The 25,192-nt window shown below is 65.8% G+C and carries 27 protein-coding genes; all 27 read left to right on the top strand.

Annotated elements, in window-relative coordinates:
- Positions 1–18: 18 nt before the first annotated feature.
- The 27 genes from BI347_RS00135 to BI347_RS00005 all read left to right on the top strand — a co-directional run bounded on the left by BI347_RS00135 (position 19) and on the right by BI347_RS00005 (position 25,162).
- The gene (locus tag BI347_RS00135; RefSeq protein ID WP_071115049.1) at positions 19–2,067 is read left to right on the top strand and encodes a flagellar biosynthesis protein FlhA; all 2,049 of its coding nucleotides are present in this window, start codon (positions 19–21) and stop codon (positions 2,065–2,067) included.
- Positions 2,068–2,080: 13 nt separating this feature from the next.
- A complete protein-coding gene (locus tag BI347_RS00130; protein ID WP_071115048.1) occupies positions 2,081–2,758 on the top strand; it encodes a flagellar hook-basal body protein in 678 nt (225 codons plus the stop codon).
- A gap of 28 nt (positions 2,759–2,786) precedes the next feature.
- Positions 2,787–3,566 (top strand): flagellar basal-body rod protein FlgG, encoded by a 780-nt coding sequence (flgG, locus tag BI347_RS00125; protein ID WP_071115047.1) that lies wholly within the window; start codon positions 2,787–2,789, stop codon positions 3,564–3,566.
- Positions 3,563–4,510, top strand: a complete 948-nt coding sequence (flgA, locus tag BI347_RS00120; RefSeq protein ID WP_071115046.1) for a flagellar basal body P-ring formation chaperone FlgA — start codon at positions 3,563–3,565, stop codon at positions 4,508–4,510. The genes flgG and flgA overlap by 4 nt, the downstream gene beginning before the upstream one ends.
- Positions 4,511–4,557: 47 nt before the next feature.
- Complete coding sequence (locus BI347_RS00115; protein WP_071115045.1) at positions 4,558–5,682, top strand: flagellar basal body P-ring protein FlgI; 1,125 nt, start codon at positions 4,558–4,560, stop codon at positions 5,680–5,682.
- Between the two features lie 14 nt (positions 5,683–5,696).
- Positions 5,697–6,053, top strand: coding sequence for a flagellar basal body rod protein FlgB (locus BI347_RS00110; RefSeq protein ID WP_071115044.1), 357 nt, complete (start codon positions 5,697–5,699; stop codon positions 6,051–6,053).
- Positions 6,054–6,497: a flagellar basal body rod protein FlgC gene (gene flgC / locus BI347_RS00105; RefSeq protein ID WP_071115043.1), complete on the top strand. Its 444-nt coding sequence runs from the start codon at positions 6,054–6,056 to the stop codon at positions 6,495–6,497.
- Positions 6,494–6,805 carry a flagellar hook-basal body complex protein FliE gene (fliE, locus tag BI347_RS00100; protein ID WP_071115042.1) on the top strand — a complete coding sequence of 104 codons (312 nt, stop codon included), beginning with the start codon at positions 6,494–6,496 and terminating at the stop codon, positions 6,803–6,805. The genes flgC and fliE overlap by 4 nt, the downstream gene beginning before the upstream one ends.
- A gap of 36 nt (positions 6,806–6,841) precedes the next feature.
- Positions 6,842–8,251: a flagellar basal-body MS-ring/collar protein FliF gene (fliF, locus tag BI347_RS00095; RefSeq protein ID WP_071115041.1), complete on the top strand. Its 1,410-nt coding sequence runs from the start codon at positions 6,842–6,844 to the stop codon at positions 8,249–8,251.
- Positions 8,251–8,790 (top strand): hypothetical protein, encoded by a 540-nt coding sequence (locus tag BI347_RS00090; RefSeq protein WP_071115040.1) that lies wholly within the window; start codon positions 8,251–8,253, stop codon positions 8,788–8,790. Before fliF ends, BI347_RS00090 begins: the two co-directional genes overlap by 1 nt.
- Positions 8,783–9,478 carry a FliH/SctL family protein gene (locus BI347_RS00085; RefSeq protein WP_071115039.1) on the top strand — a complete coding sequence of 232 codons (696 nt, stop codon included), beginning with the start codon at positions 8,783–8,785 and terminating at the stop codon, positions 9,476–9,478. The genes BI347_RS00090 and BI347_RS00085 overlap by 8 nt, the downstream gene beginning before the upstream one ends.
- A complete protein-coding gene (locus BI347_RS00080; protein ID WP_071115038.1) occupies positions 9,475–10,806 on the top strand; it encodes a FliI/YscN family ATPase in 1,332 nt (443 codons plus the stop codon). Before BI347_RS00085 ends, BI347_RS00080 begins: the two co-directional genes overlap by 4 nt.
- 50 nt (positions 10,807–10,856) lie before the next feature.
- On the top strand, positions 10,857–11,258 hold the full coding sequence (locus tag BI347_RS00075) for a flagellar FliJ family protein (RefSeq protein WP_071115037.1): 402 nt from the start codon (positions 10,857–10,859) through the stop codon (positions 11,256–11,258).
- Positions 11,239–11,922 (top strand): hypothetical protein, encoded by a 684-nt coding sequence (locus BI347_RS23185; protein WP_071115036.1) that lies wholly within the window; start codon positions 11,239–11,241, stop codon positions 11,920–11,922. The genes BI347_RS00075 and BI347_RS23185 overlap by 20 nt, the downstream gene beginning before the upstream one ends.
- A gap of 2 nt (positions 11,923–11,924) precedes the next feature.
- The gene (locus BI347_RS00065) at positions 11,925–12,341 is read left to right on the top strand and encodes a flagellar hook assembly protein FlgD (protein ID WP_071116304.1); all 417 of its coding nucleotides are present in this window, start codon (positions 11,925–11,927) and stop codon (positions 12,339–12,341) included.
- On the top strand, positions 12,338–13,534 hold the full coding sequence (locus BI347_RS00060) for a flagellar hook protein FlgE (RefSeq protein ID WP_071115035.1): 1,197 nt from the start codon (positions 12,338–12,340) through the stop codon (positions 13,532–13,534). Before BI347_RS00065 ends, BI347_RS00060 begins: the two co-directional genes overlap by 4 nt.
- Positions 13,534–14,283 carry a FliM/FliN family flagellar motor C-terminal domain-containing protein gene (locus BI347_RS00055; protein WP_071115034.1) on the top strand — a complete coding sequence of 250 codons (750 nt, stop codon included), beginning with the start codon at positions 13,534–13,536 and terminating at the stop codon, positions 14,281–14,283. The genes BI347_RS00060 and BI347_RS00055 overlap by 1 nt, the downstream gene beginning before the upstream one ends.
- A gap of 29 nt (positions 14,284–14,312) precedes the next feature.
- A complete protein-coding gene (locus tag BI347_RS00050; protein WP_071115033.1) occupies positions 14,313–14,630 on the top strand; it encodes a FliM/FliN family flagellar motor switch protein in 318 nt (105 codons plus the stop codon).
- Positions 14,602–15,084, top strand: coding sequence for a hypothetical protein (locus BI347_RS00045; RefSeq protein WP_158020679.1), 483 nt, complete (start codon positions 14,602–14,604; stop codon positions 15,082–15,084). The genes BI347_RS00050 and BI347_RS00045 overlap by 29 nt, the downstream gene beginning before the upstream one ends.
- Before the next feature lie 20 nt (positions 15,085–15,104).
- Positions 15,105–15,803: a flagellar type III secretion system pore protein FliP gene (locus BI347_RS00040; RefSeq protein ID WP_204377982.1), complete on the top strand. Its 699-nt coding sequence runs from the start codon at positions 15,105–15,107 to the stop codon at positions 15,801–15,803.
- 37 nt (positions 15,804–15,840) lie between these two features.
- Positions 15,841–16,536, top strand: a complete 696-nt coding sequence (locus BI347_RS00035; protein WP_158020678.1) for a sigma-70 family RNA polymerase sigma factor — start codon at positions 15,841–15,843, stop codon at positions 16,534–16,536.
- 251 nt (positions 16,537–16,787) lie between these two features.
- Positions 16,788–17,396, top strand: a complete 609-nt coding sequence (locus BI347_RS00030) for a flagellar basal body L-ring protein FlgH (RefSeq protein ID WP_239690795.1) — start codon at positions 16,788–16,790, stop codon at positions 17,394–17,396.
- 37 nt (positions 17,397–17,433) lie between these two features.
- Positions 17,434–18,030, top strand: coding sequence for a tetratricopeptide repeat protein (locus BI347_RS00025; RefSeq protein ID WP_071115028.1), 597 nt, complete (start codon positions 17,434–17,436; stop codon positions 18,028–18,030).
- Between the two features lie 37 nt (positions 18,031–18,067).
- Positions 18,068–18,442, top strand: coding sequence for a hypothetical protein (locus BI347_RS00020; RefSeq protein WP_139167147.1), 375 nt, complete (start codon positions 18,068–18,070; stop codon positions 18,440–18,442).
- Between the two features lie 5 nt (positions 18,443–18,447).
- Positions 18,448–19,617, top strand: a complete 1,170-nt coding sequence (locus tag BI347_RS00015; protein ID WP_071115026.1) for a tetratricopeptide repeat protein — start codon at positions 18,448–18,450, stop codon at positions 19,615–19,617.
- A gap of 173 nt (positions 19,618–19,790) precedes the next feature.
- On the top strand, positions 19,791–23,759 hold the full coding sequence (locus tag BI347_RS00010; RefSeq protein WP_139167146.1) for an RHS repeat protein: 3,969 nt from the start codon (positions 19,791–19,793) through the stop codon (positions 23,757–23,759).
- The gene (locus tag BI347_RS00005; RefSeq protein WP_071115024.1) at positions 23,726–25,162 is read left to right on the top strand and encodes an RHS repeat domain-containing protein; all 1,437 of its coding nucleotides are present in this window, start codon (positions 23,726–23,728) and stop codon (positions 25,160–25,162) included. The genes BI347_RS00010 and BI347_RS00005 overlap by 34 nt, the downstream gene beginning before the upstream one ends.
- Positions 25,163–25,192 lie beyond the last annotated feature (30 nt).

Below are 25,192 nucleotides of genomic sequence, written 5' to 3'. Positions count from 1 at the left end.
TGAAATGGTTACTTGTTGATGAGCGGTCTGATTAAAGTCCTGAAAGAAGGGGCGAATGTTTCGATCATCCTGTTGATGATCGGCATCTTGTTTGTGCTGTTTACCCCGGTTTCTCCGCGTCTGCTGGACGGCCTGCTGCTGAGCAACTTCAGTCTGGCGCTGTTCGTGCTGCTGCTGACCTTCTATGTCCGCAAGCCGGTGGAGTTTTCCACCTTTCCGTCGGTGCTGCTGATCGCGACCTTGTTTCGTTTGTCGCTGAACGTGTCCGCCACGCGGCTGATCCTGTCCGACGGCGATGCCGGCCGGGTGATCGGCGCCATCGGATCCTACGTGGTGGGCGGCAACTACGTCATCGGCGTGATCGTGTTCCTGATCCTGGTGGTGGTGCAGTACGTTGTGGTGACCAGCGGCGCCCAGCGGGTGGCCGAAGTGGCGGCTCGCTTCACGCTGGATAGCATGCCGGGCCAGCAGATGAGCATAGACGCTGACCTGAACATGGGCTTCATCGACCAAGCCGAGGCGCAGCGCCGCCGCAAGGCGCTGGAAAAGGAAGCCGGCTTCTATGGCGCTATGGACGGCGCCAGCAAGTTTGTCAAAGGCGACGCCATCGCCGGCATCATCATCATGCTGATCAATGTGGTGGGCGGCTTTGCCGTCGGGGTGGCCCAGCACGGCATGCCGTGGCAGGAGGCGCTGCAGACCTACACGCTGCTGACCATAGGCGACGGCATCGTCACTCAGGTGCCGGCGCTGGTCATCGCGGTGGGCACCGGTATCATCATCACTCGATCGGCGTCGGACGACCGCTTGAGCAGCGAAGTGCTGGGCCAGTTCACCGCCTATCCCAACATACTGTTGATGTTGGCCGGTGCGCTGTTCCTGATTTCCTTGTTGCCGGGCTTGCCGGCGGCGCCGGCGCTGTTCCTGGCGGCTGCTTTCTTCGCCATCGGCATGATGCTGCGCCGCGCCAGGAAGCAGGAGGAGGAAATGGGCGCGGATGGCGAGGCGGAGGGCGAGGAGCGCGGCGACGTTTCCCTGTACGACGAGATGCGGGTGGAGCTGCTGGCGATCGAGCTGTCGCCGGCCTTGACGCCGCTGATGGGCAGCGGCGCCAGCCTGTTGCTGGAGCGGATCGCCTTGTTCCGCAAGCAGTTCATGCTGGATTCCGGCCTGGTGTTGCCCAAGGTGAAGGTCAAGGAAAGCAAGAGCCTGCAGGATGGCGGCTACCAGATTTTCCTGCAGGGCAGCAAGTTGGGCGATGGCAAGCTGGAGGCCGGTTGCTGGCTGGCCATCCACCCGGGCGGCGAGCGAGCCAAGCTGGAGGGTATCGCCACCACCGATCCGGCCTATAACCTGCCGGCCATCTGGATTCAGGACGCGCAGCGCGCGCGCGCGCGCGAGTCCGGCTACACGGTGGTGGATGCCACCACCGTGTTCATGACCCATTTCTCCGAACTGATCAAGCGGCAATCGGCCGCGCTGTTGACCCGCGACGAGGTGGAGCGGCTGGTGCAGCATGTGCGGCAGATTCAGGGCAGCCTGGTGGACGAGCTGGTGCCCAATGTGATGACGCTGAGCGACATTCAGAAAGTGCTGCAGGCCCTACTGCGCGAGAAGGTGTCCATCCGCCATCTGGAGTCGATTTTCGAAGTGCTGGTCGATGCCGGCCGCGGCAACAAGGACATCGACGAGTTGACGACCCGGGTGCGCCAGCGCCTGGGCAATGTGATTTGCGAGTCCCTGCTCGACCGCGAGGGGGCGCTGCATGTGATCACCCTGGACGCCGGCATCGAGCAGACCTTGTACGACGGCCTGCGCCGAGCCGAGAGCGGCGCCACTTCCATCGCGCTGGACCCGCGCTTTGCCGAGCAGCTGCTGAGGAAGATGCTGGCCGAGTCGGAAAAGATGGCCGGAGCCAACCATATGCCGGTGTTGCTGTGCGCGCCGGAAGTACGGGCCAATCTGCGCAAGCTGACCGAGCGGATGATTCCGCATCTGCATGTGCTGGCGCTGAACGAAGTGCCGTCCGGGGTGAACCTGAAATCGTTCGCCGCGGTAACGTTTTGATTAAGGTATTCAGATGAGTGAACTGCTGGGAGTGATGGCGGCCTCGATGCAGGCCGACATGAGCCGGGTCAATACGGTTGCTCACAACATCGCCAACAGCAATACCGCCGGTTTCAAGCGGATGTTCACGCTGGGCGACGGCCAGGCGGGATCGCTGGTGGATCAACGCCAGGGCGCCTTGAGCCGCACCGGTTCTGACCTGGATCTGGCGATTGAAGGCAATGGCTTCTTCACCGTGGCGGACAACGGCGGCAGCTATGTCAGCCGCGGCGGCGCTATGCGGCTGGACAGCCGCGGCCGCTTGGTGCTGGCGCAGTCTGGCTTGCCGCTTTCCGGGGACGGCGGCGAGATTTTCCTGCGGCCGGGCGTGTTCCGCGTGGACGATGGCGGCCAGGTATTCCAGGGCGACGACCGCGTGGCGCAGATCAAGTTGACCTATCCGGCCAAGGATGCGCGGCTGGAAGCGGCGGGCAACGGCCTGTACCGGCTGCAGGGCGCATTGGCCGATCCCAAGGATGCGGGCGGCGCCGGCCGGGTGCGGCAGGGATATCTGGAAATGTCCAACGTCAATTCCACCCGGGAGATGGTTGAGCTGATGGAGGCGACCCGGCACTTCGAGTCGGTGCAGAAGGCGGTGCAGGGCATGGATGCGGTCTGGGACAAGGCGCTGCGCACATTGGGCGAATTTTGAGTGAATGAGATGACTGAGGTTTTGAATCGTGATTGATGCATTGTACGTGGGGGCGACCGGCATGGCTGCGCAGCAGACCAGCCTGGAGACGGTGGCCAACAATCTGGCGAACATGAACACGCCAGCTTTCAAGCGCTCGCAAGTGGTGTTCGACGATCTGATGTACCGGGAGGCGGCGCAACAGACGCCGGCTCAGGGCGAACCGGCCGGAATGGTCCGGATCGGTCTGGGCGCGCGGATGAGCAGCGTGAACAAGGTGTTCACGCAGGGCGAACTGCGCGCGTCGGAATCGGAGTTCGACGTCGCCATCAATGGCGACGGCTTTGTGCCGGTCAGCAATCCGGACGGCAGCCTGTCGTACAGCCGGCTGGGGTCGCTGCGCGTCGGCGAGGATGGCCTGCTGAGTCTGCGCAATGGCTTGCCGCTGGACCCGCCTATCACCATTCCGCGCGACGCCAAGAGCTTGCAGGTGGGCGAAACCGGCAAAGTGTCGGTGCTGACCGCCGACGGCCAGTCGCTTGAGGTGGGCCAGATCGAGCTGGCGATGTTCGGCAACCCTTCCGGTCTGAAGCCGGCAGGCGAGGGCTTGTACCAGGCCACCGAGCAGTCCGGCGAGGCGCAGTTGGACCGTGCCGGCGCGGATGGCCGCGGCAAACTGGCGCAGAAGTATCTGGAAGGCTCCAACGTCAAGATGGCGGACGAGCTGGTGAGCCTGATGCTGGCGCAGCGCGCCTTCGAAGCCAATTCCAAGATCATCCAGGCCGCCGACGAGATGCAATCCATCAGCAACAACCTGCGCCGCAGTTGAGCAGGCTGATAGCAAGCCTGCTGGCCCTGCCGTTGCTGGCCGGGGCAGGACAGGGCCGCGCCGCTGAATCGGTTCAGGCGAAGGCGGACGTGGTTGTCGATGCGCGGGAGGCCCGGCTGAGCGACATCGTCGTCGGCCGCTGGCCTGGGGCGAGCGACCCCGCGCTGGCCTCCCGGGTGGTGGCGTCGGGCTTGCGCATAGGCGAGCCGCGCGAACTGAGCCGGCGCCAGGTGCTGATGGCCTGGCAGTCGGCGCTGGGCGCGGCGGCCGGCCAATGGCCGCTGGACATGCCGGAGCGAATCACCGTGACCAGAAGCGGCGGCGCGCCTGCAGCCGGCCGCATCGAGCAGGCTGCGAGGCAGGCATTGGAACAGCGCTTGTCCGGCGCATGCCGTCGCGCAGAGCTGCGGCCGCGGGCAGAGCAGGCCGACGCCATGCTGCCAGGCCAAGGCTTGAGGCTGGCGGCCAGGGTGCCGCCCAGTCCGCAACTGGCCAGGCGGATGGTGGTGTGGCTGGATGCGTTCGAAGGCGAGGCGCTTTACCGCAGTTGGCCGGTGTGGTTCGACGTGGCGTGCTATCGGCCGGTCTTGAGGGCCAGGCGCGAGATCGCCAAGGGCGAAAGCCTGTCGCCGGACAATGTCGAAGAAGCCGTGGCGGATGTCGCCGCCACCGGCCGCGCGCTTCAGTCCCTGCAGGGGCTGATGGCCGGCAGGGCGCTGCCGGCAGGGGGCGTGCTGCAGGAGTCGGATGCGTTGCCGCTGCCCTTGGTGAGAAAAGGCGCCCATGTGGCTGCGAGGGTGCGCAGCGGCGCGGTGGAGCTGGAGCTGTCCGCCATCGCGGTCAGCGATGGCGCGGCCGGCGAGGTGGTGTACGCGAAGTCCGAAAAGGGCGGCGCAGCCTTCAAGGCCAGGGTGGCCGCGGATGGCGCCGTGGATGTGATGTGACAACAGGCGGTTTGGTTTCTGTCGGCTGGCGCCGGCAAGGTTGGGAAATGAAAAAGAGCAGATGGTTGCAATCGATTCTTCAAGGCGGGGCGGTGTTGCTGCTCGGCATATCGTTGGCCCAGGCCGGCGAAAGAATCAAGGATTTGGGCAGGTTTGGCGGCTGGCGCGACAACCAGCTGATCGGCTATGGCCTGGTGACCGGTCTGGCCGGCAGCGGCGACAGCCAGCGCAGCCAGATGACCCAGCAATCGCTGGCCAACATGCTCAAGCAGTTCGAGTTGAGCCTGGGGCCGGATCAAGTGAACAGCCGCAATGTCGCCGCGGTAATGGTGACCGCCAATCTGCCGCCGCTGCTGGAGCCGGGCGCGCGGATCGACGTTACCGTCACCTCCATCGGCGACGCCCGCAGCTTGCTGGGCGGCAGCCTGCTGCAAACGCCGTTGAAGGGCATAGACGGCCAGGTTTATGTGTTGGCCCAGGGAGCGCTGTCGGTGGGCGGCTACCGTTACGACAGCAACGGCAACATGGTGCAGAAGAACCACCCCACCGTGGGCCAGATACCGGCCGGCGGGATTGTCGAGCAGGCGGTGGCGACTAGCTTCATCCGCGACAACGCGGCGGAGCTGTTGCTGGCATCGCCGGACTTCACCACCGCGGAGCGGATCGCCAAGGCGATCAACCGCACCTTGGGCGGGCAGATCGCCACGCCGCTGGGGGCGGGCAAGGTCCGCATCTGGGTGGATGCGTCGACGACGGCCGGCGCGATGGATCTGCTGAGCCGCATCGAAAGTATAGAGGTGACGCCGGATGAGCGCGCCAGAGTGGTGGTGAACGAGAGGACCGGTACGGTGGTGGCGGGGGGCGACGTCAGGTTGTCGGCAGTCACCGTGGTGCATGGCGACCTGAAGATTTCGGTGGTCACCGACTACCAGGTTTCGCAGCCGCAGCCCTTTATCGGCAGCGCCGGCGAAGTGCGGACCGTGGTGGTGCCGCAAACCCGGATGGCGGTGCAGGAAAAGCCGCTGCCCGGCATCAATCTTAAGGGCAACTCCACCATAGCGGACCTGGTGGCGGCGCTGAACCGGATTCACGCCAGCCCGCGCGACGTGATCGCGGTGTTGCAGGCGATCCGCACCGCGGGCGCCTTGCACGCGGAGCTGGTGATTCAATAAGAAAAGGACACGATATGCAAATAGGTTCGGTAGGCGAAGTGGTGCCGTTGGCGCTGGATGGATTGGTGGCCCGCCAGCAGGTCATCGCCCAGAACATCGCCAATCTCAACACGCCCGGCTATACGCCGATGCGAGTGGAGTTTGAAAGCGCGCTGCAAAGCGTGGCGGCCGGCGCCGGCGACGGCGCCAATGCGGTGCGGATCAAGCCCGATTTGCGCCAGGCGGCGCCGACGGGCCAGGCCGCGCAAGCGGAGTTGAGCCATCAGGTCAGCATGCTGGCCGACACGGTGTTGCGTTATCAGACCCTGATCAAGGGGGTCAACAAGCAGCTGGCCATCATGCAGCTGGCGGTTTCGGACGGGAGGCGGTAAGTGGGTATCTGGCAGTCACTGGCTATCAGCCAGAGCGGTATGGATGTGGAGCAGTTGAGGGCGGAAATCGCGGCTCGCAACATCGCCAACGCCAATGTGGCGGCGGCGCCGGGCGCGAACATGGCCAAGCCCTTGCGGGTGCTGGCGATGCCGGTCGGCGGAGCATCGTTTTCTCAGGCCTTGAGCAACGCGGACAGCGCGCAGCTGCCCTTGGGCGGGGTCAAGGCCGCGGTGGTGGAGTCCGATGTGGCGCCGCGAAAGGTGCTGGATCCGTCCAGCCCGCTGGCCGACGCCCAGGGTTATGTACAGTACTCCGGGGTGAACACGCTGGAGGAAATGTTTTCGATGACCATGGCGGTGCGCTCGTATGAGGCCAACGTCACCGCCTTCAACGCCGCGCGCTCGATGATGCTCAAGGCGCTGGATATCGGAGGCAAGCAATGATAGACGCGATTGCCGGCGCCGGGCCGATTCACGCCCTGCAGGCATTGCAGGGCAGCGGCCCGGTGGGCGCCGTGGAGCCTCAGGCCGCGCCTTCTGTGGCCGGAGGATTTGAAAGGATTTTGACTCAGGTGGAGCAGTCTGAAAAAGGCATCGGCGCCTTGCTGAACGATGTCGCTACCGGCCAGGCGGGCAATCTGCACCAGGTCATGTTGAAGATGGAAGAAACCCGCATGCAGTTCGAGCTGTTCATGCAGGCCAGGAACAAGGCATTGGAAGCCTATCAGGAAGTCATGCGCATTCAAGTGTGACTTGCCTGACCGGGCAATGAATTGGATAGGGAAAAGATGGTCGATTTTTTCAGGGCGCTATGGCAGCGCTCGTCAACAGCGGGACGGGCGATGCTGATCGCAGGCGTAGTCGCCGCGCTGGCGGTGCCGGCGGGAATTTTCTGGTGGTCGGGCCGGCCCGATTACCAGGTGCTGTTCTCCGATCTGGACGCCAAGGACGCGGCCACGGTGGTGGCCGCGCTGGAAAAGCAGAAAACGCCTTATGTCTTGTCCGATGAGGGCAGGACCATTCAGGTGGACAAGGACTCGCTGTACAAGACGCGGATGAAGCTGCTGGGCGGCGGTCTGGATCTGAAAGGGTCGGTGGGCTTCGAGTTGTTCAACAACGCCGAATTCGGCATGACCGAGTTCGCGCAGAAGATCAATTACCAGCGCGCGCTGCAGGGCGAGCTGTCCCGCACCATCATGGGTTTCGACGAAGTGCAGAATGCCCGTGTGCATCTGGTGCTGCCTGAGGGCGGCATGCTGCGCAAGCGCGGCGCCAAGGCCAAGGCTTCGGTCTGGGTGACGCTCAAGGGCGGCAAAAGCCTGATTGCCGACCAAGTCACCGGCATCCAGCGCCTGGTGGCGGCTTCGGTGCCGGAGATGGATGCGGGCGCGGTCACCGTGCTGGATCAGCGCGGCATCGCCTTGTCGGCGCGGGAGAGTGGCGAGGACGGTTTGCCGACGGCAGACGCCAGCCTGCAACTGAAGAAGGAGACAGAGGCCTACCTGAACAACAAGGTGACCCGTATTCTGGATACGGCTCTGGGGCCTGGCCAGGCCGCAGCCAGCGTCGACGTGGTGCTGGACCTGTCCGCAGTGAAGTCCACCCGCGAATCGCTGTTGGGCGACGGCGCCGACAAGGGCATGCTGGTGCGCAAGCGCGAGCAGTGGCAAGGCGACAACGATGTCGCCCGGATCCAGTCCATGCAGGCCGCTCCGACGGCCGCGGAAGCCGTCGGCAACAAGACGATGGACGCTGAGTACCAGGTTGGCCGCGAGATCCAGCAGACCAGCACCGGTACAGGCGCCATCAAGCATATCAGCGTCGGCATCATTTCCAACGCCAGCCTGTCGGATAGCACGGTGGAGCGCCTGCGCGGCGTCATCGCGATGGCTGTCGGCCTGGATAGCGCCCGTGGCGACGGCATCGCCTTCTCCGCCATGGACAATATCCAGGCGGTGGCGGCGCCGGCGGCAAACGCCGAGGCGGCCTCGGCGGCGCGCAAGCCCGCCGCGGACCTGGGCCCGCTATGGGTTGGACTGGTTGTCGGCGCGCTGGCCATTGCGCTGGCGCTGGCGGCCTGGCTGTTGCGCCGCAAGGCGGCGGCGCGGGCGCTGAGCGAAGCTGAGCGCGAGAAAGTGCTGCGGCAAGTCCAGCGCTGGCTGGCGGAAGAGCAGCCGGCCAGCGAGGGGGCCCAGTGATGGCGGTTTCGCAGGCGGAGTTGCGCGCCGCCTTGGCGGTTTCCGCATTGCTGCCGGAAGAAAGGCGTTGGCTGGAAGCGCGCCTGTCGGCGGAGGAGCGCGCCAAGCTGGCGCGGGCGGTTGGGCAAATCGATGGGCAGGCGCTGGGCGGAGTCGCCGCCAGGCTGGAAGCCGGAGCCCGGGCCGAACCCAAGGACGACGCGGCCTGGCTGGGCGGCCATCTTTCCCAGGCGCTGCGGGCGATAGTCGCTGAGCCGGCCTGGATGCAGAAGGCCATCGGCCAGGCGCTGGGCGAGGCGTTGCGCGCCCAGTTGCTGAATTTTGCTGCCGAATCAGGCCCATGCCGGGACAAGACGGACGCGCTGCGCCGCAATTGGGCCGGCAGCTTGCCCGGGGCTGCGCCCATGCTGCGCGACAGCCTGTTGCGCCAGTTGGCGCAGTGCGCCGAGGCCTATCCCGACGAAGCCCCCGCGGCGGCGGCCTCGCCGGCCGCGCCGGCGGGATTCTGGTCCAGATTGAAGGAGCGTTGGCATGGGTGACATCATCCGCAATCCGCTGGTGCGGGAGCGGCAAGCCGCCAGCGCGCCGCCCACCGTCGCGGTACTGCCGCAGCCGCCCGTAGCGGCGCGCCAGCCGGTAGCGCCGCCGCAGGCGGAAGAGCGGGTGGATTGGCGCGCCCAGCTGGAAACCGAGCGCAAGGCGTTGTACGCCCGGCTGGAGTCGGAGCGTCAGGAGTGGCAGGTTCAGGCCAGCCGCGAAGGCTACCAGGCAGGCCTCAGCCGCGGCGAAGCCGAGGCGGTGCGGCGGCAGGAAGCCCTCAACGGCCGCTTGCAGGCATTGATGCAGTCCGTCGACGAGGAGCGGCAGCGCGCGCTGGCGGAGATGGAAGAGCTGGTGTCGCCGTTGCTGTATGCCGCCCTGGCGAAAATCATCGGCGAGCTGACGCCGTCCTCCGAACTGGTCGCATCCTGCGTACGCCGCGCCTTGAGCGAGGCGCGCGGGCGCGAGCCGATGCGGGTCAGGCTGCACCCCGAGGATGCCGCACTAATGGTTGATGTGCCGGCGGGATCGCTGGATGGCGAGGGCCGCGGCGTGACCATCGTCCCCGACCGCCAGGTGAGCGGCGGCGGCTGCGTGATCGAAACCGCCGGCGGCGATCTGGACGCCCAGTTCACCACCCAGCTGGAGCGGTTGCGCAGGGTACTGCGGGACGCGCGCGCCAAATGAAAACGAAAGTAGCAGAACTGCTGTCGGCGATCGAATCCGCCGACCTGGTCGAGCATGTCGGCCATGTGACGCGCAAGACCGGCCTGCTGATCGAAGCGCGCGGCCCGGCCGGCGCCGGCATCGGCGATTTGTGCCATATCGAGCGCCCCGACGGCCGGCCCGCCATCCTGGCCGAAGTGGCCGGCTTGAACGAGGACCGCCTGCTGCTGCTGCCTTATGGCGCGGTGGACGGCCTGCTGCTGGGCGGCCGGGTGGTTTCGGCCGGTCGGCCGTTCTCGGTGCCGGTGGGGCCGGCATTGCTGGGCAGAGTGGTGGACGCCTTCTGCCGGCCGCTGGATGCCGGCGGCGAACTGGCTGCGCAGAGCCATCGTCCAGTGCGTTGCGCGCCCATCCCGGCGTTGCGGCGCAGCCGGATTTCCCAGGTGCTGGAAACCGGCGTGCGCGCGATCGACGCCATGCTGACCATAGGCTATGGCCAGCGCTTGTCCATCATGGCCGGTAGCGGTGTGGGCAAGAGCACGCTGCTGGGCATGCTGGTGCGCAACAGCGCGGCTGATGTGGTGGTGGTGGGCCTGATAGGCGAGCGCGGCCGCGAGGTGCTGGAGTTCATCGAGGAAACGCTGGGCGACGAAGGCATGGCGCGTGCGGTGGTGGTGGTGGCGACCGCCGACGAGCCGGCGCTGGTGCGAGAGGCAGCCGCGTTGAGCGCGGTGACCATCGCAGAGCATTTCCGCGACCAGGGGAAGTCGGTGCTGCTTATCGTCGATTCGCTGACTCGCTACGCGATGGCGCGGCGCGAAGTGGGTCTGGCCATCGGCGAGCCGGCTACCTCGCGCGGCTACACGCCTTCGGTGTTCTCCGAACTGGCGGCGATGCTGGAGCGTTGCGGCACCCGCAGAGAAGGCGGCTCCATCACAGGCCTGTTCACCGTGCTGGTGGAGAGCGACGATATCCACGATCCGATAGCCGACAGCGTGCGAGGCATTGTGGACGGCCATATCTTGCTGTCGCGCGATCTGGCCAATAGCGGCCATTTCCCGGCGATAGACATCCTGGGCAGCGTCAGCCGCCTGGCATCGGACTTGGCCAGTCCGGAGGAGCGGACGCTGATGAAAGCCTGCCGCAAGGCGCTGAGCGTGCTGGCAGGCAGCAAGGATCTGCTGGAGCTCGGGGTGTACAAGCCGGGCGGCAATCCGGAGCTGGACCAGCTACTGGAGAAGAAGCCTGGACTGGAGAGCTTTTTTCAGCAGGGCACCCATGAGCGCAGCGAACGCAAGGCGGCGGTGGCGCAGCTGGCCGGCGTCTTCTCCGCGAGCGGATGGCGATGACGGGTTTTCGCTATCGCTTGGCGCCTTTGCTGCGGTTTCAGGAGGCAGCATTGCAGCCCTTGCGCGCGGCGCTGCAGGCGGCTCATGGACGGCTGGATGACGAGAGCGCGCGGCTGGACGCCATCGTCGCCGACGTCCGAGGTTGCGAACAGGCCTTGAGCGGCTTGCCGGCCAATACGCCGATTTTCCTGTCGGCGTTGGGGTTTGTCCGGGAGATGCATGAGCGGCGCAGGATGCAGGCGCGCGTGGTGGCGGATGCGCAAAGCGCCTGGCTGCAGGCCGGCGACGCCCTCAAAGAGGCGCGGGCCCGGGTGCGGCAGCTGGAGAAGCATCGCGAGCGCCAGCGTCTGGCGCATAGGGAACAATGGCAGAAGCGGGAATACCGCGAGCTGGATGAGGCCTGGCTGCGGCGAGGCGGAAAAGAAGGCGGGAATGAGCATTTCACTGGTTGACGGCGATCAGCCGGGGACGACTTTGTCCTACCGGCGCGAAGCGCCGACCGAACTGGCCACGCGCCAGTGGGAGCGGCGGCTGGAGTCCGAGCTGGCGGAACAGAGCGTGTGCCGCGCCATTGCGCTGCGGGACGCGGCGAATGGCCGCAGGGGTGTCGACGCCAGCCGGCAGCCGGCCAGCGGCGGACCGGCGACGGGCGATGCGATGGAAAACACGCCCGCCCGGGGCCCCATCGCCGCAGACGCGCGCGGCGCGGCAGGCGTTGCGGCTCCGGCGGCCGGCCCGCTTGGCGGCCAGGCGGCGGCGCAAGGGCGCATCTTGCCAGCCAGGGTCGGCGCCGGACTGTGGGCAGGGCCGACGCGGACGGCGGCTTCCGCCGAGAGCCTGGCGGCGGGCAAGTCCGCCGGTTTGGCGGCGGAGATGGAAACCGTGGTTCGTTCCTGGCTGAAACCGTACAAGGTGACGGTATTCGCCGATGGGGATCAGGTTCGGGTCTGGATCCGGGACGCGCGGCTGGGCGCCGACGACGCACAGGCGCTGCGCGGGCGGCTGGAGCAGTACATGAAGGATAGCGGCGGCCGGCTGGCCTTGCTGGCAATCAACGGCGCGTTGGTGGAATCCGGCGCCGATGCAATGAACAAACACGATTTGAAACAAGGATGAACATGGCGAATACAGGATTGGGCGTTTCCAGCGCTGGCGGGGTGGAACAGACGCGTGGCATCACTCAGCAGGATTTTCTGCGCATTCTTTCGACGCAACTGACGTTTCAGGACCCGCTGAAGCCCATCGACAACCAGCAGTTCATGGCGCAGATGGCGCAGTTTTCCTCGCTTGAGCAAACGCGGATGTCCAACGAGAAGCTGGATACCCTGCTGTCGCAGCAGGCGGCCAGCCAGTCGCTGGGCCTGATCGGCAAGACCGTCGAGGTGGCCACAGCCAATGGCAACGTCCCCGGCCAGGTGACCACCATCTCCTTCTCCAGCGGCCAGCCCTTGCTGACAGTCAAGTCTGCCAGCGGGGAGTTGATGACCGACGTCTCTCTGACCCAGGTGGCGCTGGTGCGCGGGAGCGCGACATGATCGATACCATGTTCGTCGGTCTCAGCGGCCTGCGCACCTTTCAGAAAGGGTTGTCGAATATCGGCAACAACGTCGCCAACCTGAACACGCCGGGCTTCAAGCGCACTTCGCTGCAGTTCACCGACATGATGTATCAATACGATGCCAAGGGCGGCGGCGATTTCAGCGGCGATGGAGTGAAGGTCGGCTCCACGGTGACCGATTTCACCCAGGGTGAGCTGCAGGCCTCCACCAATCCATTGGATGTCGCCATCGATGGCGGCAGCTTTTTTGTCGCCAAAAGCGGCAGCCAACTCAGCTATAGCCGAGTCGGCCAGTTTGAACTGGACCCGGATGGTTTTCTGGTGAACCGGCAGGACAAGTCGCGCATCCAGATGATGAGCTCGGCCGGCGGCATGCAGGACTTCTCGGTGGGCGCCCTGCGCAGCCAGATGGCCAAGCCGACCACCGCCATCCAGTTCTCCGACAACCTGTCCACCGGGGCGACCAGCAGCAGCGCGGACACCGCCGTCTATGACAAGGACGGAGTGCAGCGCCAGTTGAAGATCACCTTCACCAGCAATTCGACGGCGACGCCGGGCAGCTGGAAGATTGAGGTGCAGGACAAGGCCACGCAGGCCACGGTCGGCAGCGGCGAAATCCGTTTTGGTCCGGACGGTTCGCCCTCGGTCGGCTACAACGAGCTGAACATGCAGCTGAAAACCGCTACCGGTTCTGCCTCCCCGCTGAAGCTGGCCTTTGGCGCGCCGGGCTCGATTTCCGCGACCACCAGCCTCTCCGGCGGCACGACTTCCACCATCCGGGTGGCCAGCCAGGATGGCTATGCGGCGGGCGGCATGACCAAGCTGAGCTTTGACAGCGATGGACGCGCCCAGATCAGCTACTCCAACGGCCAGACGGCTATCGGCGGCCAACTGGCGCTGGCCCGCTTCGCCAGGCCCGAGCAGCAGCTGCAGCGCGTCGGCGCCGGCATTTACCGCGCCCTGGACGACAAGTCGGCGGAGCTGGGCGCAGGAGGCGTCGGCGCGTTCGGCAAAGTGGTGGGCAGCAAGGTTGAGCTGTCGAACGTCGACCTGTCGGCAGAGTTCAGCGACATGATGATCACCCAGCGCGGCTACCAGGCGGCTTCGCAGTTGATTTCCGCCGCCAATGAAATGATGCAGCAGGCGCTGCAGATGAAGAGTTCCCGCTGATGGATGCCTTGCCTTTTCGCTTATACGGCCACCGGGAGCTGGCGCGGGTGGAGGAGCAGGTTCTGGCAGCGACCAGCCGTTGGCTGGAGAGCTGGTCGGGCGCGGATGGCACCTTGCAGGTATCGGCCACGCCGGCGCAATTGGCGGATGTCGTTTCCTCGGCCTGGCTGACTGCCGGAGAGGGCCAGCCGGCATTGCGCGCCGACAGCGGCCTGTACGGTTTCTTTTCCCAACTCTGCTTCGGGGCTGAGAAGAGCCGGGCCGCGCTGGCGGCGTCCGAACTGGCGCAGCCGGTATTGCAGGCGGCGATGGAGTCCTGGGCTGCGGCGCTGACGCAGGCGGAGCAGGCGAGCGCCTATTCGACCGAGCAGGCTGGCGAGGCGCTGGCAGCCATTTACACCGCCACCGGCGCATTGTGGCTGGAAGTGCGTAGCGGCTCGCAGCGGCTGTCGGCGCTGGTTTCCGCGGCATGTGCCGCCAAGATGTTGCCGCGGCCGGCGCCCGGCCCTGAACTGGCGCCGCTGTCGCTGCGGGAGCTGCGGCTGGAGGGCGAGGTGGCGCTGGAGGTTTATGCGGCAGCGACCGGTTTTACGGTGCAGGAGGCGGGAACGATACGCCCGGGCGATGTCATCCGGCTGGATCAGCGGATTGGCGACGCCTTCGAGCTGCGCCTGAAGGACGGCTCGGTAGTGGGCCGGGTCGAGTATGGCGTCAGCCGGGCTCGTCTTGCCGTGCGTGTCGCGCGGTAGATGGAACATAGTTACAGGAATCAATAGCGATGAATGCCGAAGTACAAATTTTCAGCCCGGAACAACTGGAAGCCAAGCCGAACGAGGCTGCCCCCGGCTTGCTGGATGGCAGGCTGGACTTGCTGAAGGATGTCAAAGTACAGCTCGACACCCGCCTGGGCCACTGCCAGCTGAGCGTGGCCGCGCTGAATGCGTTGAAGGAGGGCGAAGTGCTGACCCTGGACCGGATGCCGGGCGAGCCGGTGGACATTCTGCTGGCGGGCAAAGTGGTGGCCCGCGGCAGCCTGGTGGTGGCGGGCGATTATTTCGGCGTGCGCATTGAAGAAGTGGCGCAGCTTACGGTTTGAACCCGACGGCGACGGAATGACCATGAAATCTCGACGTTCTGCAGTTTCCGCATGGCTGGCCGGCCTTTGCCTGGCGGCGTTTGCCTGGCCTGTCCTGGCGGCGCAGCCGTGCGCGGACGCATCCGGAGGCGCTTGCCGGGAAGCCAGTTCCGAACCCGCGAGCGCGCCCTTGCATTTTCGCAAGGAGGCTGCGGCAGAGGGCTCCGGCCAATTACTGGCACCCTATGAAATCCTGGCGGGCCTGGCGCTGGCCGGCGCGGCGGCTTATTGGCTGCGGCGGCGCTATCTGCAGGGCGGCCGCATCGCCGGCGCCGAAGATGGCGTCAGGGTTGTCGGCAAATGCCGCCTGTCGGTCAAGACCACCATTTATGTCATTCATCATCGCGACCGTGAAATCGTGCTGGCAGAGCATGAGCATGGCGTAACGGCAATCAGGGATGATCTCAAGCCATGAAGAGTTTCCAGAGAATAGCCTTGTCGCTTGCGCTCGTGCCCGGACTGGCCGACGCCAAGGACCAACTGGCCACGGTGGCGATGAACGGCGCCGGCATCAGCCAGGCGGTCAATATCGTGCTGGCCCTGACGCTGGTGGCGCTGCTGCCCGGCATGCTGGTGGCGATGACGTCGTTCACCCGCATCATCATCGTGCTGTCCATGCTTCGCCATGCCATGGGCATGCAAGAGACGCCGCCCAACGTGGTGTTGATCATGCTGGCGGCTTTCCTGACGCTGCTGTCCATGTCCTCCACCTTTGAGAAGCTGGAGCAGCAAGTGATCACGCCGGTGTACGAGCAGAAGATGGCCGGCTCGGCTGCGTTGAGGGTCGGCGGCGGCATCATGAAGGAATACATGGTGGGCAAGACGCACGAACAGGACATGAGCTTCGTGCTGGGCATCGCCGGCAAGGACATGCCCGCCGATGCCGACTCCATCAGCTTGGTCTATGTGGTGCCGGCCTTCCTGCTGAGCGAATTGCGGCTGGCGTTCCAGATCGGCTTCGTGATTTTCCTGCCCTTTCTGCTGGTGGACATCATCGTCTCCAGCGTGCTGATGGCGATGGGCATGATGATGGTGCCGCCTACATCGATCGCCCTGCCGATCAAGATATTGATGTTTGTCATGATCGACGGCTGGACTCTGGTCGCCAGGGCCGTTCTATCCGACAACATGTGACAGATACATGCCTTCTCGGTTCGCCCCCCCATCCGCCATGGAGGAAGGTCTCCTATGGTCGCAATTTGCGCAGAGCCGCGATCCAGCGTTGCGCGCGGCGCTGGTTGAGTGCTATCAACCTTTGGTGCGCATTCTGGCGGCGGGGATCTATGCGAAAAGGGTGGGGGAAGCCTCGGAGTTTGCCGATTTGTATCAGTCGGGAATGATAGGCCTGCTGCAGGCGATAGACCGCTTCCAGCCTGCCTTGGGCAATAAGTTCAAAACCTTTGCCGAGCGCAGGATTCGAGGAGAGATATTGAGCCATCTGGAGCAGGCGTCGGAAGTCGCCAGCCAGATCTCCGCGCGTCGGCAGCGTCTGCAAGACAGGTCGGAGGCGATTCTGGACTGCCAGGAAGAGCCGTTTGACATGTTGTTCTCGCTGTCCATCGGTTTTGCCATCAGCTTCATGCTGGACGATACCGGCATGTATCACGCAACAGAAACGGAAGCTAAGCAGCCTAGCGCTTACCAGGCATATGCCTTGAAGCAGCTGCAGTTGGACTTGAGGCGGCTGATCGCGTCCTTGGCGCGCGGTGAGCAGCAGGTTCTGAAACTGCATTACTTCAACGGCGTGCAATTCAACGACATTGCCCAGATATTGGGCATCAGCAAAGGACGGGTTTCGCAGTTGCATAAAGATGGCCTGCGCAAGCTGCGCGGGTGTCTGGGTACCTTGCAGAATGCGGAAGGGTAGATGGACGTGAATGTAAATAATGGACGCAGGCTAAACTTTTTCGCCAAATCCGGGATAAGACTAGCGAGAGGGTGCTGTTCGGCGAGCAGCTTGGAGTGGCTCCGACGTTGCGGGTATCTGTCATTCCCTGCTCGCTGTACAGAGATATGAGTGGGAAGGACGAAAATATGCCGGGTTGTGTCAAATTACTGTCAGTATCGGTTCTGGTCCTGGCTATGGCGGGATGCGTCACCGCGCTCAGGGAGCCGCTGGTGAATGGTCCCACCAGCGCGGAACCGCAAGCCCCGGCGCCGCAGCCGGTTTCGCCCGGCAGCCTGTATCAACCGGCGCGCTACCGCTCGTACTACCGCGACGATGTGCCGTCGCATGTAGGAGACAGCCTGACCGTGGTGATCCAGGAGCGCGCCAGCTCCAGTCTGTCCGAAGAGGCCAAAGGCAGCCGGGACTCTTCGCTGCAGAACGGCATCAACGGCAGCCTCGGCGTGCCTTTCCTGTCCGCTTCGCCCAGCAAGAACACGATAGACAGCCAATTGGGATTCAGCGGCAATGAAAAGTCCAACGGCAAGGGCAGCCGCAGCAACAACAGCAGTTTTACCAGCTCCATTTCGGTGACGGTGGTGGGCGTGCTGGCCAATGGCTATCTTCGCGTCAGCGGCGAGAAGCAGGTGCAAGTCAACGACGACACCGAGCAGATCCGGCTGTCCGGCACCGTCAATCCGCGCGAGATCCTGCCCGGCAACCTGGTGTCCTCCACCAAACTGACCGATGTCAGGCTGGAGCAGCAGACCAAGGGCAACAACCGGCTGTTTACCGACCCGGGCTGGCTGACTCGATTTTTCATGAGCGTGCTGCCGTTTTGAGCGGTGGCGCAGCGTTTTTACCTAGTTTGGAGTTGTGATGAATTACGCCGTACTGGACCAGGAAGAATTGTTCCGCCTGGCGCTGCATGCCATGGAAAACCAGCAGCATGCCGAAGCCATTGCCTTGCTCAAGCAGGGTTTGTCGAATGATGATCAGGATGCTCGCCTGCATTATCTGCTGGGCGTAGAGTATGCGCAGATCGGCATGCCGGAGCGCGGAGTGGAGGCGCTGGAGCGCGCGGTGGCGCTGCGGCCGGCCTTGGAAATGGCGGTATTCCAGCTGGGCCTGCTGTATCTGACCCAAGGCCAGCCGGACCAGGCTGTCCGCGCCTGGCAAGGGCTGGACCCATTGCCGGAAGAGTCGCCGCTGCAGCTGTTCCGCCAGGGCTTGCAGCATTTGATCCGCGACGAATTCTCCCAGTGCCGCAGCCTGCTGACGCAAGGCATTGCCGCCAATCAGGCGGTGCCGGTCCTGAATGCCGACATGGCGCGCATCCTGCAGCAGCTGGAACCGTTGGAAGAGGCCGTCCAGGCCGGCGTTCCGCCTGAGGAGGAAACGCAGCCGGCTGTCGGCGCGGCGGGCAGCCTGTTCCTGCGCGGCTATGCCGCGTCGGGGGACGATCCGGTTCAGTGAGTCGGGATGGCTCGCCCCATAGGGAGGCACTGAGTAGATGGAACCAATAGACAAGGCTGGGATGTTGCAGCGCCTGCTGGGGCAGGGGGTGGCGAAGAGTGGCAGCAAGCTTGCCTCCGGTAGGGTGTCCGCTGCCCGGCAATCCGCTGGCGGCGCAGCCAATGCGCCCAGCCTGCGCAAGCGCATCGCCAGCCAATTGCGCGCGATTGATCCCGCTTGGCCGGATGCGGTGCCGCGCGCGCTGGAGATTCATGTCCGCGCCATGCTCACCGAGCAGTTTGGCGGGGAGGTCGCCAGCGATCCGGCGTTTGGCGGGCTGCTGGCCGATGTGGTCGACGCCATCCGACAGCATGGCCAATACGACGCGCTGGCCGATTATCTGCGGCAGCAATTGCAACTCGCTCACAAATAAGCACCATGACCGAACCTACCCAGCGGCTGCGACAGCTGCAATCCTATCTCGAGGCCGATCCGGCCAACCCGCACCTGCTGTACGAAGTGGCCGACCTGCAATTGCAGCTTCGGCAGCCGCAGGCCTGCCAGGCGGCTTTGCAACAGTTGTTCGAGCTTGAGCCCGGCCATTGCCCGGGACGCTCGCTGCAAGGCATTCTGCTGTTGCAGCAAAACCGGTTGGAGGAAGCTACGGCGGTTTTCAGCCAACTGCGCCAGGATGGCTGGGATGAGCCGGCGCTGCATTACAACCTCGCTTATGCGTTGATGCTGCAAGGCCGTCATGCCGAAGCCGAGGCGCCGGCGGCGACGGCTGCCGGTCGGCTGGATCTGCTGCCGGAAGCCGGGCCGCTGTATGCGCGCAATCTGCATTTCCTCGGCAAGCTGACCGAGGCGGTGGCGGTGGCGGAGCAGGCCTTGGCCGACCATCCGGAGCATCTGCCGCTTTATGGCTTGCTGGCCACCTTGTATCTGGATCAGGAAAACCTGTCCGGCGCCGAAATCGTCGCGCGCCAGGTGCTTGCGGTCGCGCCGCAGGATCCGGATGCCGCCACCGTGCTGGGCATGCTGGCGTTGAGCCAGCAAGATCTGGCCAATGCGGTCCCGCTGCTGCAGGCCGCCAGCAGAAACAAGCCCAATTCCGGGCGCGCGCAGGTGGGGCTGGGGTTGGCGGCGATGTTGCAAGGCGATCTGGCCGAGGCGGAAGCCGCCATGGTGCAGGCGCTGCGGAATATGCCGGGCCACGTGGGCAGCTGGCATGTATTGGCCTGGAGCCGCATTTTGCAGAACAAGCCCCAGGAAGCCAAGGAGGCGCTGCTGGAAGCCTTGCGGCTGGACCGCAATTTTGCGGATACCCATGGCGGCCTGGCCATCGTCTCCATCATGGAGGGCAAGCTGCAGGAAGCGCAGCAATCCGCCCGCCGCGCGCTGGGCCTGAATCCTCAGAGCTTTCCGGGCCAGTATGCGCAAAGTCTGCTGCTGCAGGCGGCTGGTCTGCCGGGACAGGCGCAGGCCATCCACCAGCAATTGATGAGTACGCAAGTGCTGCCGGATGGCACCAGCCTGCAACAGGCAGTCGCCCGCGCGGTGGCGCTGGCGCCTGGCCGGGGGCAGGACGGTCCGCCAACCTTGCATTGACCGTTTCCGTTTGCAGTAGGCCAGCATGAGATATGGCCGCATCCCTGATCGGGATGCGGCCATTTTGCTTGGTCCGAAGCGCGGAAGAAATTTATTTTGCATTTCCTCTAAACTTTTTTCGAAATCCCGGGATAAGACTGCGAAATGTCAATTTCATATGCCGGGAGGGTTGTATGGTTGCAGTCGTAGCAGGCGCGGGCTTGGGGCTTCGGAACGGTTCGCTGGCGGCATTGGGCGAACAGGGGCAGCTGGGAGGCGCGCAGTTGGGCCGCGGCGGTGAACGGGTGTTCGTCAACGCCGGCAACGGCAACCTGGTGCTGCAGCACCGCGACGAATTCCTGGCCGCTAACGGCCTGCCGCTCAACCTGCTGCGCACCTACAACAGCCAAGGCCAGAGCGGCGACAGCGGCAACTGGCGCCTGGGCTACAGCCGCCAGATCCGCGGCCTCTCGGGCGCCGCCAACGCCGCCGGCAGCACGGTGCACCGCATCGCCGAAGACGGCAGCGACACCCTGTACGCGTTCGACGCCGGCAGCGGCCGCTACCTGTCGCAACACAGCGCCGGCGTCGACGACAGCCTGGCCTTCGACGGCCAGCGCTGGACCTGGACCGCCGGCGACAGCGGCCAGCAAGAAAGCTACGACGCCAACGGCCGCCTGCTGCAAGCGCGCGACCGCGACGGCCTGGCCATCGACCTCGGCTACAACGGCGCCGGCCAACTGGTCAGCCTCAACAGCGCCAGCGGCGAGACGCTGTTCATCGACTACGACGCCGCCGGCAACCTCAGCCAGTTGCGCACCGTGTACCAGGACGGCCCGAACCGCCGCACCCTGACCCGCACCCGCTACGGCTACGACAGCGCCAATCGTCTGATCAGCGTCAGCACCGACCTCACGCCCACTGACAACAGCATCGCCGACGGCCAGGCCTACACCACCCGCTATCGCTACGACGGCGCCAGCCAGCGCCTCGCCAGCATCCAGCAGGACGACGGCAGCCGGCTCGATTTCGGCTACGTGCTGGTCGGCAGCGATTACCGCATCCAGACTGTCAGCGACGTGCGCGCCGATGGCGCGACGCTGACTACCCGCTTCGACTACGATGCGGTCAACCATCTCACCACGATCACCGACGCCGCCCGGCAAACCACCCTGCTGAGCTACGACGCGGCTGGCCAATTGCTGAGCCTGAACGCCGGCGGCCTGACACAAAGCTTCAGCTACGATGGCCATGGCCGCGTCAGCGACGTCAGCGATGCGCGCGGCCAGACCACCCATTACGAATACGACGCCAACGGCAACCGCGTCTTGCAGCGCGACGCGCTGGGCCACAGCGTCAGCCGCCGCTACAACGTGCAGAACCAGCTGCTGAGCGAAACGGTCGACAGCGGCCATGGCATGGAAACCAGCCGCTACGTCTACGACGCCGGCGGCCGCCATCTGCGCTTCAGCCTCAGCGCCGAGGGCCGGGTGGTGGAACACCGCTACGACGCCCAGGGCCGCGAAACCAGCCGTCTGGCCTACCAGGGCGGCGTATACGCCAATGCGGCCGACGCCACCGGCGAAGCCGAGCTGCAAGCGTGGGCGGCGCAGCAGGATCCGGCGCGGATCGAACGCCTCGACACCGCTTACGACCTGCGCGGCCTGGTGGCCAGCACCACCCGCTACGCCACGCTGGACGCGCAGGGCAACGGCGTGGCCGACGGCAAGCAAACCGTGGCGCGCTACGTCTACGACCAGGCGGGCAATCTGCTGCAGAAGCTGGACGGCGTCAGCGGCGCGGTGCTTTCCTCCTATCTGTACGATGGCCTCAACCGCGTAGTCAGCACCCGGGACGCGCGCGGCGCGGTCACCACCACCGTCTACGGCGACGCGCAGCGGCAGACCGCGGTCACCCTGGCCAACGGCCTGACCACCATCACCCGCTACGACGCCGCCGGCCTGGCGCTCAGCGTCAGCCAGCAAGACGCCGGCGGCCCGCTGGGCGCCGCCACCACCCAGTACAACGCCGACGGCCAGCCGGTGAAGCTGACCGACGCCAACGGCGCCGTCCGCTACCTGCTGTACGACGGGCTGGGCCGCAAGGTCGGCCAGATCGACGCCGAACTCGGCCTCACTGAATGGCTGTACAACGGCAACGGCCAAATGGTCCGCAGCCAGCGCTACGCCAACCGCGTCGACGCCGCCAAGCTGCAGGGCGACCCGGCCGGCTGGCAAGTGGCCAGCCTGCGGCCGGCGCCGGACGACGGCAACGACCGCTTCGAGTACCAGCTGTACGACAGCCTGGGGCGGCTGGCGCAGACCATCGACGCCGAAGGCGGGGTCGTGCGCAACCAGTACGACGCCGCCGGCCGGCTGACGCGCAGCGTGCGCTACGCCACCCGGCTGAGCGCCGAACGGCTGGCGCGGCTGCCGGCGCTGAGCAGCCAGGGTGAACTCGACCCCAACGACGCCGCCAACCAGCCGGCGGCCGACGCCGCCAACGACCGCGTCAGCCGCCAGCTGTACGACTGCGACGGCCTGCTGGTCGGCAGCGTCGACGGCGAAGGCTACCTGACCGAAATGCGCTACGACGGCGCGGGCCACGCGGTAGACACCATCCGCTACGCCACGCGCGCCGCCGCGGGCGACACGCTGGACGCCATTCGCCCGCAGGCGGACGCCCAAGACCAGCGCGTGCGCCGCCTGTACGACGGCGAAGGCCGCCTGGTCGGCCAGATCGACGCCGAAGGCTACCTGGACGAAACCGTCTACGACGCGGGCGGGCGGGTGGCGCAGACGATACGCTACGCCAACCGCGCGAATGCCGCCGGCGCCACGCTGGCGCAACTGCGGCCGGCCGCCAGCGGCCAGGACCGCGGCCTGCTGTACCAATACGATGACGCCGACCAACTGATCCGCCAGCAAAGCCAGCCCGACGGCCTGGTCACCCTCAATTTCTACGACGAGCAAGGCCATCTGGTCCGCAGCGTGCGCGATGCCGGCAATGGCGACGTGCGCAGCCAGCTCAAGCGCTACGACAGCCAGGGCCGGCTGAGCGGCGAACTGGGCGGCGAAGGCGCGCAAGCGCTGGCGGCGCTGGGCGCCACCCCCAGCCAGGCGCAAGCCGACGCCATCTGGCGCCGCTACGGCACCACTTACCAATACAACGCCGGCGGCCAGCGCATCGCCGCGTTCAGCCCCAACGGCGAAGGCGGCAGCGGCGGCCGAACCCTGTACTACTACGACGGCGAAGGCCGGCTCAGCCACACCCTCAACAGCCTGGGCGAAATCCGCGAAATCCGCTACAACGCCTTCGGCGAAGCGGTGGAAACCCGCAGCTACGCCACCCGGCTGAACCCCGAACAACTGGCGCAACTGAACGGCGGGCCGCGCGGCAGCCTGGGCACCCTGGCCAGCGCGCTGCAACGGGCCGGCTTCGACAGCCTGAGCCAAATCGGCTACAACCGGCTCGGCCAGCGCGTCAGCCAAAGCGACGCCGTCAACGCCAATCGCGACAACTGGGACTACAACGCCTTCGGCGAAGCCATCGGCCAGCGCCAGCGCCTCGACGCCGGCCATCGCGCGCTGCAGCAGAGCCGCTACGACCGGCGCGGCCAGCGAGTCGGCCAGACGGCCGACGCCGAAGGACTGGCGCTGCAGAGCAGCGCCCGCTACGACGCCTTCGGCCGTCTGACCGACAGCGTCGACGCCAACGGCAACGCCAGCCACCGCGACTACGACAAGCTGGGGCGGCAGATCGCCACCCAGGACGCGCGACATGGCGGCCAAAGCGCCGTCTACGACGCCTTCGGCCGCGAACTGAGCCACACCGACGCGCTGGGCCACACCACCACCACCGTCTACGACGACGCTAGCGGCACCGTCACCGTCACCCAGCCGGGCAACCTCCAGACCGTCAGCCAGAAGAATGCCTACGGCGAAACGGTGAAACTGATCGACGCGCTCGGCCACGCCACCACCTACCAATACAACCGCGACGGCCAACTGCAGTCCACCACCACCGCGGCCGGGACGAGCAGCAGCGCTTACGACAGCGCGGCCAGCTCATCACCGCCACCGACGCGCGCGGCGTCAAGACCCGCTACAGCTACGACGCCGCCGGCCGGGTGCTCAGCCGCACGGTGGATCCGGACGGCCTGAAACTGACGACACAAACGTGCTATGACGCCCAAGGCCGCATCCTGCGGCAAACCGACCCCAGCGGCCGGGTGACCGAAACCCGCTACGACGCCGCCGGCCAAGTCAAGCAAGTGGTGGTGGACCCGGACGGGCTGAAGCTGACCACCGCCTACGACTACGACAGCCAGGGGCAACAGCTCCGGGTGACCGAAGCGGCGGGCACCGCGCAAGCCAAGGTCACCGCGTACGAATACGATGGCGCCGGTCGGCGGATCCGCGAAACGGTGGACCCGGACGGGCTGAAGCTGGCGACGCAGTACCAGTACAACGGCAACGGCAACGTGGTGGCCAAGACCGACGCCGCCGGCAACATGACCCGTTATGTGTACGACGGGGGCGACCGGCTGCGCTACACCATCGACCCGCTGGGCCAGGTGACGCGCAACGACTACAACGCCGCCGGCCAGCTGACTGCGAGCACCCGTTACGCGACGGCGGTGCAACTGGCCAATCTGGGCGACAAGCGGCAGTTGAGCGAAGCGGACCTTGCCGGGCGGCTGCAGGCCAGCGCGGCGGACCAGAGCAGCCGCACGGTGTACGACGCCGCCGGCCGTCCGGCCTTCAGCATCGACGCGCTGGGCTACGTCACCGAACGGAAATACGATGCCGCCGGCAACGTCACGGCCACAATGCGCTACGCCAAGGCGCAGTCGGGCGCGGCGGGGCTGGACGACGCCGGCCTGCGCAAGATCTTGCAGACCGACGCCGCCGATCAGACCACGCGCACCGTTTACGACGCCGCCGGCCGTCCGGCCTTCAGCGTCGACGCCGCCAGCTACGTTACCGAGCGCCAATACGATGCGGCCGGCAACGTTACCGCGACCATCCGCTACGCAAGGCGCAACCGGGCGCGGCGGGGCTGGACGACGCCGGCCTGCGCAAGATCTTGCAGACCGACGCCACCGACCAGGCCACGCGCAGCATTTACGACGCGCGGGCCGGGCGACCTTCAGCGTCGACGCCGCCGGCTACGTCACCGAGCGCCGATACGACGCCGCCGGCAATGTCACCGACAGCATCCGCTATGCCAAATCGCTGGCCAGCAACCTGGTGAGCGGCGCCAACGCCATCGACCAAAGCTGGCGCACCGACGGCCGCACGGTCAATGCGGCCGATGCCGGGTTCGCCAGCGGCGGCAGCGCCATCTTGCTGGTCAATCGCGACAGCTTGGCCAGCAACGGTTTCGCGGTAAAAGAAAACGAAGAATACACGTTCGCGCTGGATACCATTCGGGGGGCACCGCGATGGCCGCACGCCGGCGCCGGTCGGAATCGGCTTCACTTATTCGACGGACGGCGTCAACTGGACGCAATGGAGCCGGGCGGCAGCCAGCGATCCGGCCCAGGCCGGGCTGCAGCACCTGAGCGGCATATTGAAAATCCCGGCCGGGGTGA

Source organism: Chromobacterium sphagni, assembly GCF_001855575.1.
Classification (GTDB): Bacteria; Pseudomonadota; Gammaproteobacteria; order Burkholderiales; family Chromobacteriaceae; genus Chromobacterium; species Chromobacterium sphagni.
This window is presented reverse-complemented; position numbering and strand designations above follow the sequence as displayed.